Below are 14,189 nucleotides of genomic sequence, written 5' to 3'. Positions count from 1 at the left end.
GGAACTCCCGTGCCCAGCTCCTCGCAGGTCCCGTCCGACGTCCGCCCGTCGACCGCCGGCGGCACCGTCTCCTTCGTCCGGCAGTCGTGGGCGGGTTTGCGCGTCCTGCTCCTGATGACCGTCCTGCTCGGCGGGCTGTATCCCCTCGCGGTGACGGGCGTCGGCCAGGCCGCCTTCGGGTGGCAGGCGAACGGCTCGCTCGTCCGCGCGGACGGCACCCGGGCCTCGTCGGTCGACGACACGGGGGCCGACGGAGCCCCGGTCGTCGGGTCCGTCCTCGTCGGACAGGCGTTCGGCGAGCCGGGGACGGCGCCCGAGTGGTTCCACGGTCGCCCGTCGGCGGCCGGCGACGGCTACGACACCCTCGCCTCTGCGGGGTCGAACCTGGGGCCGAACAACCCCGACCTGGTCGCCGCGATCGAGGCGCGCCGGGCGGCCGTCGCCGCGGAGGACGGCGTCGACCCGGCGAGCGTCCCGCCCGACGCCGTGACGGCGTCGGCCTCGGGCCTCGACCCGCACGTGTCGCCCGCGTACGCGTACCAGCAGGTCGACCGCGTCGCGGCGGCGCGCGGGGTCGACCCCGCGGCGGTGCGCGCGCTGGTCGACGACGCCGCGGCCGGGCGCGTGGCCGGCGTGCTGGGCGACCCGCGCGTGAACGTGCTCGCCCTCAACCTCGCGCTCGAGGGCCTGGCGCCGGCCGGGGCCGGCGGCACGGACGCGTCCTGACGTGCGACGTGATGGACTGCGCACATGAGTGCCGACACGCCTGACGGGCGGCGCCGGGGGAGGCTGACGGTCTACCTCGGCGCCGCGCCGGGCGTCGGCAAGACGTTCGCCATGCTCGACGAGGCGGTGCGCCGCCGGTCCCGCGGGACCGACGTCGTGGTGGGCCTCGTCGAGACGCACGGGCGCCCGGCCACGGCGGCGAAGATCGGCGACCTCGAGGTGGTGCCGCGCCGCGCCGTCGGGCACCGGGGCGTCGAGCTCACCGAGCTCGACGTCGACGCCGTGGTCGCGCGCGACCCGGACGTCGCGCTCGTGGACGAGCTCGCGCACACGAACGCGCCCGGCTCGCGCCACGCCAAGCGGTGGCAGGACGTGCACGACCTGCTGGCGGCCGGGATCGACGTCGTGACGACGGTGAACGTGCAGCACCTGGAGTCGCTCACCGAGGACGTCGAGGCGATCACGGGCGTCCGCCAGCGCGAGACCGTCCCCGACCACGTGGTGCGCGAGGCCGACCAGATCCAGCTCGTCGACCTCTCGCCCCAGGCGCTGCGGCGGCGGCTCGCGCACGGGAACGTGTACCGGGCCGAGCAGATCGACGCGTCCCTGTCCTCCTACTTCCGCGAGGGCAACCTCACGGCGCTGCGCGAGCTCGCGCTCCTGTGGCTCGCGGACCGCGTGGACGACGCCCTCACCCGGTACCGCGCGGACCACGCGATCTCCGGCACGTGGCCGGCGCGCGAGCGCGTCGTCGTGGCCGTGACCGGCGGGCCCGAGAGCGCGACGCTGCTGCGCCGCGGCGCCCGCATCGCCGAGCGGGCGGCGGGGTCGGAGCTGCTCGCCGTGCACGTGCTCGCGACCGACGGGCTGCCCACGGCCTCGCCCGCGGCGATCGCGGCCGACCGCGTGCTCGTCGAGTCCCTCGGCGGAACGTTCCACACGGTCGTCGGGGAGGACGTCGCCTCGGCCGTCGTCGACTTCGCGCACGGCGCCAACGCGACGATGGTGGTCGTCGGCGTCTCGCGGCGCTCGCGGTGGCGCGAGGCCTTCCTCGGCTCGACGAGCGCGGAGATCGCCCGGCTCTCGGGCTCGCTCGACGTGCACCTCGTCACCCACGAGCGGGCCCGCTCGGGGCGGGTCGCGCGGCGCGGGTGGAGCCCGCTGTCGACGCGGCGGCGCGTCGTGGGGTTCGCGCTCGCGGTCGCCGGCCCCGTCGGTCTCACGGCCCTGCTCGACGTCGCCCGGGACGCGGTCGGGCTGTCGACGCAGGTCATGCTCTTCCTCGCGCTGTCGGTCGGTGTGGCGCTCGTCGGCGGCATGTGGCCGGCGCTGGCCTGCGCCGTCGTGTCCTTCGTCTGCCTCAACTGGTTCTTCACGCCGCCCACCGGCCTGCTCACCGTCGCGGACCCGGAGAACCTGCTCGCGCTCCTCGTGTTCGTGCTCGTCGCGGCCGCCGTCGCGTCGGTGGTCGACCTCTCCGCGCGGCGCACCGTGCAGGCCTACCGGGCGCGGGCCGAGGCGTCGACGCTCGCGGCGCTCTCCCGCTCCGTGCTGTCCGGCGAGGACACGGCCGAGGCCGTCGTCGGTCGCCTGGCCCAGACCTTCCAGCTCCGCCGCGTCGCGCTCGAGGAGCGGGCGCGCACGGACGGGCGGGCGGGGGAGTGGTCGACCGTCGCGGTCGCGGACCGTGCCGTCGATGCCGCGGGACCGGGCACCGGGAGCCCGGCGGGCAGTGCCCGGCGCCGCCCCGGGGCCGGTGACGAGACCCGGACCGTGGTGAGCGTCGACGACGACCTCCGGCTCGTGCTCGACGGCCGTCCGCTGCCCGCCGGCGACCGCCAGGTGCTCGAGGCGTTCGGCGCGCAGGCGGGCATCGTGCTGGAGTACCGCCGGCTGCGCGAGGAGGCGGCCCGCGCCGCGGTCCTGGCCGAGGCGGACGCGACCCGCACGGCCCTGCTCGCCGCCGTCTCGCACGACCTGCGCACGCCGCTCGCCGCGATCCGGGCCGCGGTCGACGGGCTGCGCTCGCCCGAGGCCGTCCTGGAGCCGCAGGACCGGACCGCGCTCGTCGAGACCGCGGCCTCCGAGACCGAGCGGCTGGAGCAGCTCATCGACAACCTGCTCGACCTCTCGCGCCTGCAGACGGGCTCCGTCGCCCCGGTCCTGCGGGACGTGTCGCTCGAGGAGATCGTGCCGGTCGCCGTCGAGCCGCACGGCCCGCGCGTCGTGCTCGACGTGCCCGAGGACCTGCCGCTCGTCCGCACGGACCCCGGCCTCCTCGAGCGCGTCGTCGCGAACGTCGTCGCCAACGCCGTCCGGTTCGCGCCCCCGGACGAGCCGGTCCGCGTCCGGGCGTCCGCCTCGGGCGGCATCGTCGAGGTGCGGGTCGTCGACCTCGGGCCGGGCGTGCCCGACGAGGCCAAGGAGCGGATGTTCGAGTCCTTCCAGCGGCTCGGGGACGCCGGCGGGCACGGCGTCGGGCTCGGGCTCGCCGTCGCGCGCGGGTTCTCGCGCGCCGTCGGGGCGACCCTCGTCCCGGAGGACACCCCGGGCGGAGGCCTCACCATGGTCCTGACCGTCCCCGTCGCGCCGCCCCGCGAGCGGGCGGCGGACACCGAGCGGGAGGAGCGCGCGTGAGCGAGAAGCCGGCGACCCACCACGTGCTCGTCGTCGACGACGACCCCGGCCTGCTGCGCGCGATCGCCATCACGCTGCGCACGCACGGCTGGAAGGTCAGCACCGCCACGTCGGGCGGGGCCGGCATCGACCTCGCTGCGACGGACGCGCCCGACGTCATCCTGCTCGACCTCGGCCTGCCGGACCTCAGCGGGTTCGACGTCATCCGCGCCGTCCGGGCGTGGAGCACCGTGCCGATCGTCGTGCTCTCCGCCCGCCACCTCGGCGACGACAAGGTCGACGCGCTCGACGCCGGCGCCGACGACTACGTCACCAAGCCCTTCGCGATGCCCGAGCTCATGGCGCGGCTGCGCGCGGCCGTGCGGCGCTCGGCGGGCACCGCCCGGGACGGGGCCGCCGTGGTCGAGGCGGGCGACCTGCACATCGACCTCGCCCGCCGCCGCCTCCTGCGCCGCGGCGCCGAGGTGCGGCTCAGCCCCACCGAGTGGGCGCTCCTCGAGATCCTCGTCGCGCAGCGGGGCCGCGTCGTCGAGCGCGAGCACCTGCTGCGCGAGGTGTGGGGCCCGACCGCGACCCGCGACACCCACTACCTGCGGGTCTACCTCGCGCAGCTGCGGCGCAAGCTCGAGGACGACCCGGCGGCGCCGCGCCACCTCATCACGAGCCCGGGCATCGGCTACCGGTTCGAGGAGTGACCCGCGTCGTCCACGAGGCGCGCGAGCTCGCGGACGACGGCGCCCGGGAGCGCGGGCGGGAACAGCAGCGCCCGCTGCAGCTCGCCCGCGCGCCAGCCGTCGCACGCGAGCGCGGCGAGCACGAGCGACGACGGCGCGCCCTCCTCGCGCCACGCGCGCAGCACGAGCGCGTGCACCTCGTGCTGCCCCTCCGGGACGTCGTCGCGCGCGACCCCGCCCAGCGCGTACAGGCGCAGGAGCGCGGCGGCCTTGCGCGAGTCGTCCAGCGCCGCGACCGACGCCGCGACCGCCGCGCGCGACGGGTCGAGGCGCAGCGGCGACAGGTCGTCGAACCCGGACTGCAGGACCTCGAGCGCGACGTCGTCGACCAGCGTCTCCGCGTCGCCGAACATCGCCAGCAGCGTCGACTCGCTGCGGTCGCAGCGGCGCGCGACCGCGGCGAGCGTGACGTTCTCGACGCCCTCCTCGAGCGCGACCCGCAGGACGGCGTCCACGAGCGGACGCTCGTCGTCGCGGAACGGGTCCTCGTCGAGGTCCACGTCGTGGAAGACGACGGCGCTCGCCGGCGGCCGCACGTCCGCGTACCGGGAGACGTCGCCGACCAGCGCCTCCCACTCGGCCTCCGTGAGCGCGTACGCGTCCTGGTAGAGGCCGAGCCACGTCCCCTCGAGCGCGAGCGCCGCGACCCACGTGCGCGGATCGGGGACGCCCGGGGCGCCGTCCGGCCCTCGGCCCCGCTCCTGGGTGGGGATCGCGGCGACCCACTCGTGCAGGGTGGCCCTGGCCGAGCGCGTCGCGCTCTGGTCGGGCGTGGACATGTCCGTCACCTCCGTGGTCGGGCACAGTGGACCGAGCCTAGCCGGACGCCCCGACGCTGACGCGAGGTAGAGCCCTGGTCCGCCGAGGCAGAGGAGTGGTCAGGGGCACGAGTCGACCAGACCTCTCCCTCGCGGTACCGGGGTTCTCCCGCGGCGTCAGGGGCGGGGGACGTCGCGGCGGCGGAAGCCCACCAGGCCCAGCGCGACGAGCGCGACGGCGAGGAGCGTGAGCCAGACGAACGGCCACGGCTCGACGTCGGCCCCCGGGAGCTGGGGGACGTGCCAGAACGGCGAGACGCCGCTGGCCCAGGACGGCAGGTCGAGCAGGGCGCCGAACATCGTCACGACGAACGAGTACGCGAGGAGCGCCCAGGCGAGCGACGCGAGGCCGGGCCGCCACCCGAACGCGGCGACCGCGACGCCCGCGACGACCGCGATCGCCGGGAGGTACGCGAACGACGCGGCGAGGTAGTCCCCGAACCCGAAGGCGTCCTCGCCGACGCTCAGCGCGCCGAGCCACAGCCCGACCGCGCTGACGGCGAGCAGCACCGACGTCCCGAGCAGCGTCACGACGAGCTGGCCGCCGAGCCAGCGCACGCGCCCGACCCCGGTCGCGAGCACGGGTTCGAGGCGTCCCGCCGTCTCCTCGCCGCGGGCCCGCTGGGCCGACGCGACGGCGAACCCGCCCGCGCCGAGCCCGAGGAACAGCGCCATGACGGCGACGAACCCGCCGACGAGGTCGGTGGCGTCGCCCAGCATCTGTGCGATCTCGGGGTTGTCGGCGACCATGTCGCCCACGGAGTCGACGAACGTCCCGCACGCGAGCGCGGTGACGCCCACCCCGACGCCCCACGCGAGCACGGACGCGCGCTGCTGGCGCCACGCGAGGGCGAGCGGGCTCGCGAGCCACGCGGCGGCGTCGGGCCGCCCCGCGCGGGGCGGGACCAGGCCGGCACCGAGGTCGCGCCGCGCGGCGAGGGCCGCGCCCAGGGCGAGGAGCAGCACCACGAGGACGGCCGACAGGCCGAGCGGCCACCAGCGCAGGTCGACGAACGCCCGGATCTGCTGCGCCCAGCCGATGGGGGAGAGCCACGAGACCCAGCTCCCGTGCTCCTCCTGGACGTCGCCGACCGCGCGCAGCAGGAACGCGACGCCGAGCACGGCGAGCGCGAGACCGCTCGCGGCGCGCGCGTGCTCGGTCACCTGGCTCGTCACGACCGCGACGGCGGCGAACACGAGCCCCGTGACGCCCACCGCGGCGCCGAGCGCGAACGAGTCGACGGCCTCGAGCCCGGTCGCGACGAGGACGGCCCCCGTCGCGAGCGCGATGGCGGCGTTCGCGACGAGCGCGGCGACGAACGCGGCGGTCGCGGGGGCGTGGCGCCCGACGACCCCGGCCCGGACGAGCTCGGCCCGGCCCGTCTCCTCCTCGGCGCGCGTGTGCCGCACGACGAGGGAGATGCTCATGATCGCGACGGCGACCATGACGGTGAGCGCCATCTCGTTCGCGATCATCGCGCCGAGCGTGTAGTCCTCGATCCCGTACTGGGGACCGGACAGCATGATCCCCGCGGGGCTGGACACGAGCGCGGCGCGCGCCTGGCGGTCGGCCGCGGTGGGGTAGAGCGTGTCGAGCGCGACGGCCGCGTACCCGAAGAGGAGCGCGATCGACGCCGTCCACACGGGGATGCGGACGCGGTCGCGCCGCAGGACGAAGCGCAGCAGCGTGGCCCAGCCGGTGGCCGCGCGTCCGCGCCGGTGCGGCTCGGGCGCGACGGTGGCGCGTCGCCCCCGCGGTGGTGCCGCCGTGCGGGCGGTCCCGGGGGCGCTCACAGCGCGCCCGCCCCGTCGAGCACGGCGAGCTCGTCGCCGTAGTGGCGCAGGAACAGCTCCTCGAGCGACGGCGGGTTGACCGTCACGGACCGCAGCCCGAGGTCGGTGAGCGTGCGCAGGACGGCCTCGACGTGGTCGTTGTCGACGTCGAACCGTGCCCGCGTCCCGTCCGCGCCGGGCTCGACGACGAGGTCGTGCACGCCGTCGTGGGTGTCGAGCGCGGACGGGTCGCGCTCGGTCACGGCGGTGACCGACGAGCGCGTGAGGTGGCGGAGCTCGGCGAGCGTCCCCGACTGCACCGTGCGCCCGGAGCGGATGATCGTCACGGTGTCGCAGAGCTTCTCGACCTCGGCCAGGATGTGGCTGGAGAGCAGGACGGAGCGGCCCTCGGCCGTCACCTCGCGCACGCACTGCGTGAACACGGACTCCATGAGGGGGTCGAGGCCCGACGTCGGCTCGTCGAGGACGAGCAGCTCGACGTCGGACGCGAACGCCGCGACGAGCGCCACCTTCTGCCGGTTCCCCTTGGAGTAGGTGCGCGCCTTCTTGGACGGGTCGAGCTCGAAGCGGTCGAGGAGCAGCTTCTTGCGCTGCGGGTCGACGCTCCCGCGCAGGCGCGTGAGCAGGTCGATCGCCTCGCCGCCGGTGAGGTTGGGCCACAGGTTGACGTCGCCCGGCACGTAGGCGAGGCGTCGGTGGAGGTCGACGGCGTCGTGCCAGGGGTCGCCGCCGAGCAGCCGGGCGCTGCCGGAGTCGGGCCGCAGCAGCCCGAGCAGCACGCGGATGGTGGTCGACTTGCCCGCGCCGTTCGGGCCGAGGAACCCGGCGACCTCGCCCGCGCGGACGGTGAGGTCGAGGCCGTCGAGCGCCTGCACGTGGCCGAAGGCCTTGCGCAGGTCGTGCACCTCGACGGCGGGGGTCGTGCTCGTCATCGCGTCTCCTCCTGGTGGGTGGTGTGCTGCAGGTAGGCGTCGAGCAGGGTCGGCTCGACGAAGAGCCCTTCGGTGAAGACCTCGAGCGCGGGGAGCATCACGCGCTCGACGTACTCGCGCAGGTCGGCCTCGGGGTCGCGCGGCTCGGTCCGCTCGCGCAGCGCGCCGTCGACGAGCAGCGACCCGAGGGAGAGGGAGACGAGGTAGCGCGCGCGGGCCGCCTCGTCGCGGCTCGGGCGGATCACTCCGGAGGCGACGCCGGTCTCCATGTACTCGAGCGTCACCTGCGTGAGGTGCTCGACGAACGACCGCGCGAGGTCCCCGCCGGCCTGGAGGCTGCGCAGCGTGTACTCGAACACGGGCGCGTAGTCCTCGATCCCGGCGAGCTGCGCGAACAGGGCCATCGGGCCGGCCGCGGGGTCCTGCGGCGAGATGGCGTCGGTCTTGGCGGCGCGCACGGCGTCGAACACGTAGTCGTCGCACGCGCGGCGCAGCCCGTCCTTGGAGCCGAAGTGGTGCACGACGAGCGCGGCGCTCACGCCCGCGTCCGCCGCGATGGTCCGCAGCGGCGCGCCGAACCCGTCGCGCGCGAAGCGGGAGATGGCGGCGTCCCGGATGCGGGCACGGGTCGTGAGGTCGTCGGTGCCCGACGGCGCCGGGCGGCCGCGGTCGGGCGGCGGATGCTGGTCTGAACGCACGTTCAATAGACTAAACACTTGTTCAACGGGTGTCCACCCGCGAGGGAGCGCTCTGTCGCCGCGTGGCCCTTGACGCCGATGGCCCGGCCCGGTTGAGTGGAGGTCACGACGCGATGGGAGCGCTTCCATCCGTCGCCCCGCACCCCCGTGTCGATCGAAGGAGATCCGCATGAGACGTCGTGCCGTCCTGTCCACCGTCGCCGCCCTCGCGCTCGCGGCCCCGCTGCTCGGAGCGGGTGCCGCCGTCGCCGACCCCGCACCCACCCTCGCCGCGCCCCGGGCGACGGTCGCCCCCGCGGCGGACGACGCCGTCGGGCCGGAGACCCGCCTCTACGTGGACCCGTTCTCCACGACCCTGCAGGCCGCCGCCGCGCTCACCGGGCAGGCCCGTGCCGACGCCCAGCTCCTCGGGTCGTTCCCGTCGGCCTCGTGGTTCACCGGCGGCACGCCCGACGAGGTGCGCGACGACGTCGCGTCCGTCGTGCAGGCGGCCGCGGCCGACGGCGCGGTGCCGACCGTCGTCGTCTACAACCTGCCGTTCCGCGACTGCGCGCAGTACTCCGCGGGCGGCGCCGCGGACACGGTCGCCTACGCGGCCTGGGTGGACGCCGTCGCCGAGGGGATCGGCGACGACCCGGCGATCGTGATCCTCGAGCCGGACGGGCTCGGGATCATCCCCTGGTACACCGACATCAACGGGAACCCGGAGTGGTGCCGCCCCGCCGAGCTCGACCCGGAGACCGCCGCGGCGGACCGGTTCGTCCAGCTCAACCACGCCGTCGACGTGCTCACCGCGCTGCCCGGGACCTCCGTGTACCTCGACGGGACGCACAGCGGGTGGCTCGGGGTCGGCGACATCACCGACCGCCTGATCACGGCGGGCGTCGAGCGGGCCGACGGCGTGTTCGTCAACGCGTCGAACTACGTCGAGACCGAGCGCCTCGTGAAGTACGGGACGTGGATCAGCGACTGCGTGCACCTGTCGGTGAACAGCTGGTGGGAGCCCGCGTGGTGCGCGAGCCAGTACTACCCGGCGAACCCGGACGACGTCGAGACCTGGGGGCTCACCGACGCCGCGTACGAACAGGCCTACGCGGACACGGGCGTCGTGCGCGACCCGGTGGCGCAGAAGCACGTCGTCGTCGACACGAGCCGCAACGGCCAGGGGCCGTGGACCGCGCCGTCCGGCGCGTTCCCCGACCCGGAGGTGTGGTGCAACCCGCCCGACCGCGGCCTCGGCGAGCGGCCGACGACGGACACCGGCGACCCGTTCGTCGACGCGTACCTGTGGATCAAGGTCCCCGGAGAGTCCGACGGCAAGTGCTACCGCGGCACCGGCGGCCCGCTCGACCCCGCCCGCGGCATCGAGGACCCGGCCGCGGGGCAGTGGTTCGTCGAGCAGGCGGCCGAGCTCCTCGCGCTCGCCGCGCCCCCCGTCGAGCGCCCGACCTGCGAGGTCGCGTACACCGTCCACGGGACGTGGCAGGGCAAGAAGGGCAGCGGCTTCATCGCCCAGGTCGAGCTCCGCAACACCGGCACGGCGCCGCTCGACGGGTGGGAGCTGCGCTGGACCCCCGACGGCGACCAGCGGCTCACGGACGTGTGGGGCGCGCAGGCGGGGCGCGACGGCGCTGCCGTCACCGCGCGCAGCCTGTCGTGGAACGCGACCGTGCGGCCGGGGGCGACCGCGACGTTCGGCTTCGTCGCCTCGGGCTCGCCAGGTGCCGACCCGCAGCTCGTGACTCTCGGGGGGCGCCCGTGCGGCGTCGTCTGAGCCCTCCCACGGTGCACGGAGCGACCCGGGTCGCCGAGATCACCGGCACTGGGGACGAGAGACCCCTGCCGTTCCGGGCCAGACACCCGTAGGCTGGGGGTAGCCGTCGGCGGCACCGCCGGCGCCACGTCCCGGCGCGTCGGACCGTCGGGACGTCGAGAGGCCCGTCGCACTCGTGCGACGGGCCTTTTCGGTGCCCGCGTCCAGGGGCCGTGCGCCGGGGACGACGAAGGGCCCGCCGCGAGTGCGGCGGGCCCTTCGGTCTGCGGAGGATGGGGGATTCGAACCCCCGAGGGCTGTTAACCCAACACGCTTTCCAAGCGTGCGCCATAGGCCACTAGGCGAATCCTCCTGGTGCGACGGCCGACGCGTACGGGACGCACCGACGGCAGCGCAACGAGGATACCGGACCGCGGCGCCCGGGCCGAATCGCCCCGCGCCCGACCGGGTTTCGGGTGGGGCGCCGACCTGGGCTAGGGTGGGCCGCAGACCCCTCGTGCGGCATCATCTCGCCGAACTCCCCCAGGGCCGGAAGGCAGCAAGGGTAGGTGAGCTCTGGTGGGTGTGCGAGGGGTCCTTCATGTCTCCGGCCGGGACGGGTTCGCCGTCGCCGGGCCCGCGCGGGTGTGGCGCAGATCTCCCTGATCGAGAGCGAGGCGGGCGCCGCGACGGCAGCCCAGGCCCGTTTTCTACCGATTTATCACCTCGGATTCCCGGCATGCGACCATTTCGACGTCCACATGATGGACGATCTGGCCCGGGGATTGGCGCGCGGGGCGCCGTCGTGCTCATGATGTCGGCATGACCCGGAACCACGTCGCCACCACGACCCCGCGCGCAGCGTCCTGCGCCGGCACGTCGTGCTGTCGTGGCGTGCGCACCGGGCGAATGTGCGGCTGCTGACGCCGTCGTGACCCGCAGGGAGACCTGCGCCGCACCCGCCGCGTCGTCCTGACGACGCCGCCCCCGCTCGCCGCGTGGCTGATGGCCCGCCGGAAGCACCCCGAACCCCACCCCTCGCAGGGCCGTCCCTGCACCCCGGCCCCGCCGGTCGCCACCCGTGACCGTCGCCGCCGCCACCGGAAGGAACCCCCATGTCGTTCTCGACCACCCGCAAGCGTCTGACCTGGACCGCGATCGCCGCGACGGCCGCCCTCACCCTCACCGCCTGCGGCGGTGGCGACGACACCTCGGGCGGCGCCGCGAGCGGCGACGCCGCGGACCCGATCCGCGTCGGCGTCGTCGGGGCGTCCGACGACAAGTGGGCCGTGTTCCAGGAGCAGGCCGAGGCCGAGGGCATCGAGATCGAGCTCGTCGACCTCCAGGACTACACGCAGGCGAACCCGGCGCTGTCCCAGGGCGAGCTGGACGTGAACCAGTTCCAGCACCTGCAGTTCCTCGCGGGCTACAACGTGGACGCGGGCGACGACCTGCAGCCCATCGGCGCGACCGCCGTCTACCCGCTCGGCCTGTACTCGTCCAAGCACACGTCGCTCGAGGAGATCCCCGACGGCGGCCAGGTCGCCGTGCCGAACGACCCGACCAACCTCGCCCGTGCGCTCCTCGTGCTCCAGGAGGCCGGCCTGGTCGAGCTGAAGGACGGCGGGAGCTCCATCTCCACCGAGGCCGACGTGCTGCCCAGCTCCAAGGTGACGGTCACGCCGGTCGACGCCGCGCAGACCCCGATCCAGCTGCAGTCCGTCGACGCGTCGATCATCAACAACGACTTCGTCGAGGACGCGGGCCTGAAGCCCGAGGACGCCCTCTTCCAGGACGACCCCGACTCCGACGCCGCCAAGCCCTACATCAACGTGTGGGTCGCGCGGGCCGAGGACAAGGACGACGAGACGCTGCTCAAGCTCGCCGAGATCTCCCACTCGCCGGAGGTCGTCGAGGCCGAGAAGAAGGCCTCGGGCGGCACCGCCGTCATCAAGGAGAACTCGCCCGCCGAGCTCCAGGAGATCCTCGCCGGCATCGAGGACGACATCCGCAACTCCTGAGGCCGTCGCCGCGAGGGCGGGCGCGCACGTCGCGTCCGCCCTCGCGCGCCGTCGTGCCCGGGGGAGGACGATGGCAGGCGAGCGGCACACCCCGACACGCGGCCGCGGCGACGCACCTGGCGACCCCAGGCGGTCCCCGCCGGCCCCGGCCCGGAGGCACGGCCTCCGACGAGAGGAACCCGACGTGACCGACGTCCCCCGCGACGAGGGCGGTGACGAGCAGCCCGCGATCGAGCTGCGCCACGTGAGCAAGACGTTCGGCGAGGGCGACGGTGCCGTGCACGCGGTCGACGACGTCTCGCTGAGCATCCGCCGCGGCGAGATCTTCGGCGTCATCGGCTACTCCGGCGCCGGGAAGTCGACGCTCGTGCGGCTGGTCAACGCGCTGGAGACGGTGACGAGCGGCGAGGTCGTCGTCGACGGCCAGGTGATCACCGGGCTGCCCGAGCGCCGCGTGCGCGAGGTGCGCTCGCGCATCGGCATGGTCTTCCAGCAGTTCAACCTGCTGTCGTCGCGGACCGTCGCGGGGAACGTCGCCTACCCGCTCAAGGTGGCGGGCTGGCCGCGCGAGAAGCGCGCCGCGCGCGTCGCGGAGCTCCTCGCGTTCGTCGGCCTCGCGGACAAGGCGAAGGCGTACCCGCGCCAGCTCTCGGGCGGGCAGAAGCAGCGCGTCGGCATCGCCCGCGCGCTCGCCGCGCAGCCGACGATCCTCCTGGCCGACGAGGCGACGTCCGCGCTCGACCCCGAGACGACGCGCGAGGTGCTCGCGCTCCTGCGGCGCGTCAACGCCGAGCTCGGCATCACCATCGTCGTCATCACCCACGAGATGGAGGTCGTGCGCTCGACGTGCCACCGCGTCGCCGTGATGGAGCACGGCAAGGTCGTGGAGACGGGCGACGTGTACGACGTCTTCTCCGCACCCGGCGCGGACGCCGCCCAGCGGTTCGTCGGGACGGCGCTGCACGACCGCCCGTCGCGCGACACGCTCGCCCGGCTGCGCGAGCGGCACCCCGGCCGGCTCGTCACGGTCGGCGTGCGGGAGGGCGCGCACACCGGGTCAGACCTGTTCCGCCTGCTGCGCGAGCACGACGTCGACGGGTCCGTCGTCTACGGCGGCATCTCCGAGGTCGGTGAGCGCCCGTTCGGGTCGCTCACCGTCGAGCTCGACGCGCCCGAGGACCGCATCGCGCCGTTCCTCGTCGCGCTCGCCGAGCGCGCCGACGTCGTGGACCTGGGAACCGCGGCCCAGCCGCTCGACGACCCGCGCGTCGCGCGCCTCGACGCCGACCCGGGCGGCGCGGACGCGCCCGACGACGCCGACGCCGACCCGGGCGACCCCTACGGCACCGCCCGTGACACCCTCTTCCGCCACGGCAACCTCGGAGGCCAGTGATGAACAGCGACTGGTCGCGGCTGTGGCCGATCCTCGTCGAGTCCTTCGGCCAGACCCTCCAGATGGTGTCCGTCGCGCTGCTCACGGGCGGGCTCGCGGGCCTCGCGCTCGGCATCGCGCTCTACGTGACGCGCCGCGGCAACCTGCTCGACAACCGCTGGGTGTTCGGCGTGCTCAACGTGCTCGTCAACATCGTCCGGCCCATCCCGTTCATCATCTTCGTCACGCTGCTCGGACCGGTGACGCTCCAGGTGGTCGGGACGACGCTCGGCACCGAGGCGTTCATCTTCCCGCTGTCCGTGATGACGGCGTTCGGCACGAGCCGCATCGTCGAGCAGAACCTCGTGGGCATCGACCCGGGCGTCATCGAGGCGGCGCGGGCCATGGGCGCGTCGTCGTGGCGCATCATCACCACCGTCCTCGTGCCCGAGGCGCTCGCGCCGCTCATCCTGGGCTACACGTTCCTCTTCATCGCGGTCCTCGACATGTCGGCGATCGCGGGGATCATCGGCGGCGGAGGGCTCGGGAACTTCGCGATCGTCTACGGCTACCAGCGCTACAACTGGGGCGTCGTGGTCGTGACGGTGCTCATCATCATCGGGATCGTGCAGGTCGCGCAGCTCCTCGGCAACTGGCTCGCCCGCAAGGCGCTGCACCGCTGACCAGGCGGCCTCGTGCGTGTG

Annotated in this window: 11 protein-coding genes, 1 tRNA gene and 1 other RNA gene; 8 read left to right on the top strand and 5 right to left on the bottom strand. The window is 74.8% G+C overall.

What is annotated here, in order from left to right:
* The first annotated feature begins 9 nt into the window (after window positions 1-9).
* From kdpC to JOE63_RS19315, 3 genes are read left to right on the top strand one after another with little or no spacing between them, the layout of a single operon-like run.
* Window positions 10-726 (top strand): potassium-transporting ATPase subunit KdpC, encoded by a 717-nt coding sequence (gene kdpC, locus JOE63_RS19325; RefSeq protein ID WP_374059059.1) that lies wholly within the window; start codon window positions 10-12, stop codon window positions 724-726.
* A 24-nt stretch (window positions 727-750) separates the two neighbouring features.
* The gene (locus JOE63_RS19320; RefSeq protein WP_204543084.1) at window positions 751-3,363 is read left to right on the top strand and encodes a DUF4118 domain-containing protein; all 2,613 of its coding nucleotides are present in this window, start codon (window positions 751-753) and stop codon (window positions 3,361-3,363) included.
* Window positions 3,360-4,058, top strand: coding sequence for a response regulator transcription factor (locus JOE63_RS19315; protein ID WP_307840241.1), 699 nt, complete (start codon window positions 3,360-3,362; stop codon window positions 4,056-4,058). The genes JOE63_RS19320 and JOE63_RS19315 overlap by 4 nt, the downstream gene beginning before the upstream one ends.
* On the opposite strand, the gene JOE63_RS19310 is transcribed toward JOE63_RS19315, so the two are convergent.
* The 4 genes from JOE63_RS19310 to JOE63_RS19295 form a co-directional block, all read right to left on the bottom strand.
* A complete protein-coding gene (locus tag JOE63_RS19310) occupies window positions 4,040-4,876 on the bottom strand; it encodes a hypothetical protein (protein ID WP_204543083.1) in 837 nt (278 codons plus the stop codon). The two genes, JOE63_RS19315 and JOE63_RS19310, sit on opposite strands and share 19 nt — an antisense overlap.
* Window positions 4,877-5,032: 156 nt before the next feature.
* On the bottom strand, window positions 5,033-6,709 hold the full coding sequence (locus tag JOE63_RS19305) for an ABC transporter permease (protein ID WP_204543082.1): 1,677 nt from the start codon (window positions 6,707-6,709) through the stop codon (window positions 5,033-5,035).
* A complete protein-coding gene (locus tag JOE63_RS19300; protein ID WP_087469973.1) occupies window positions 6,706-7,641 on the bottom strand; it encodes an ABC transporter ATP-binding protein in 936 nt (311 codons plus the stop codon). The genes JOE63_RS19305 and JOE63_RS19300 overlap by 4 nt, the downstream gene beginning before the upstream one ends.
* Window positions 7,638-8,339: a TetR/AcrR family transcriptional regulator gene (locus JOE63_RS19295; protein ID WP_307840240.1), complete on the bottom strand. Its 702-nt coding sequence runs from the start codon at window positions 8,337-8,339 to the stop codon at window positions 7,638-7,640. Before JOE63_RS19295 ends, JOE63_RS19300 begins: the two co-directional genes overlap by 4 nt.
* 169 nt (window positions 8,340-8,508) lie before the next feature.
* Between JOE63_RS19295 and JOE63_RS19290 the strand changes: the two genes are divergently transcribed.
* Window positions 8,509-10,113: a glycoside hydrolase family 6 protein gene (locus JOE63_RS19290; protein ID WP_204543080.1), complete on the top strand. Its 1,605-nt coding sequence runs from the start codon at window positions 8,509-8,511 to the stop codon at window positions 10,111-10,113.
* A 266-nt stretch (window positions 10,114-10,379) separates the two neighbouring features.
* Here JOE63_RS19290 and JOE63_RS19285 read toward each other — a convergent pair.
* Window positions 10,380-10,465, bottom strand: a tRNA-Ser gene (locus JOE63_RS19285).
* A gap of 133 nt (window positions 10,466-10,598) precedes the next feature.
* Here JOE63_RS19285 and ffs point away from each other — a divergent pair.
* The 4 genes from ffs (at window position 10,599) to JOE63_RS19265 (ending at window position 14,168) form a co-directional block, all read left to right on the top strand.
* Window positions 10,599-10,695, top strand: an RNA gene (gene ffs / locus JOE63_RS19280) — signal recognition particle sRNA small type.
* A 512-nt stretch (window positions 10,696-11,207) separates the two neighbouring features.
* Window positions 11,208-12,113, top strand: a complete 906-nt coding sequence (locus JOE63_RS19275) for a MetQ/NlpA family ABC transporter substrate-binding protein (RefSeq protein WP_087469970.1) — start codon at window positions 11,208-11,210, stop codon at window positions 12,111-12,113.
* Window positions 12,114-12,297: 184 nt separating this feature from the next.
* Window positions 12,298-13,506, top strand: coding sequence for a methionine ABC transporter ATP-binding protein (locus tag JOE63_RS19270; protein WP_374059058.1), 1,209 nt, complete (start codon window positions 12,298-12,300; stop codon window positions 13,504-13,506).
* A complete protein-coding gene (locus JOE63_RS19265; RefSeq protein WP_087469969.1) occupies window positions 13,506-14,168 on the top strand; it encodes a methionine ABC transporter permease in 663 nt (220 codons plus the stop codon). The genes JOE63_RS19270 and JOE63_RS19265 overlap by 1 nt, the downstream gene beginning before the upstream one ends.
* The last annotated feature ends 21 nt before the right edge of the window (window positions 14,169-14,189 follow it).

Origin of the sequence: Cellulosimicrobium cellulans (genome assembly GCF_016907755.1) — a bacterium.
Classification (GTDB): Bacteria; Actinomycetota; Actinomycetes; order Actinomycetales; family Cellulomonadaceae; genus Cellulosimicrobium; species Cellulosimicrobium cellulans_D.
This window is presented reverse-complemented; position numbering and strand designations above follow the sequence as displayed.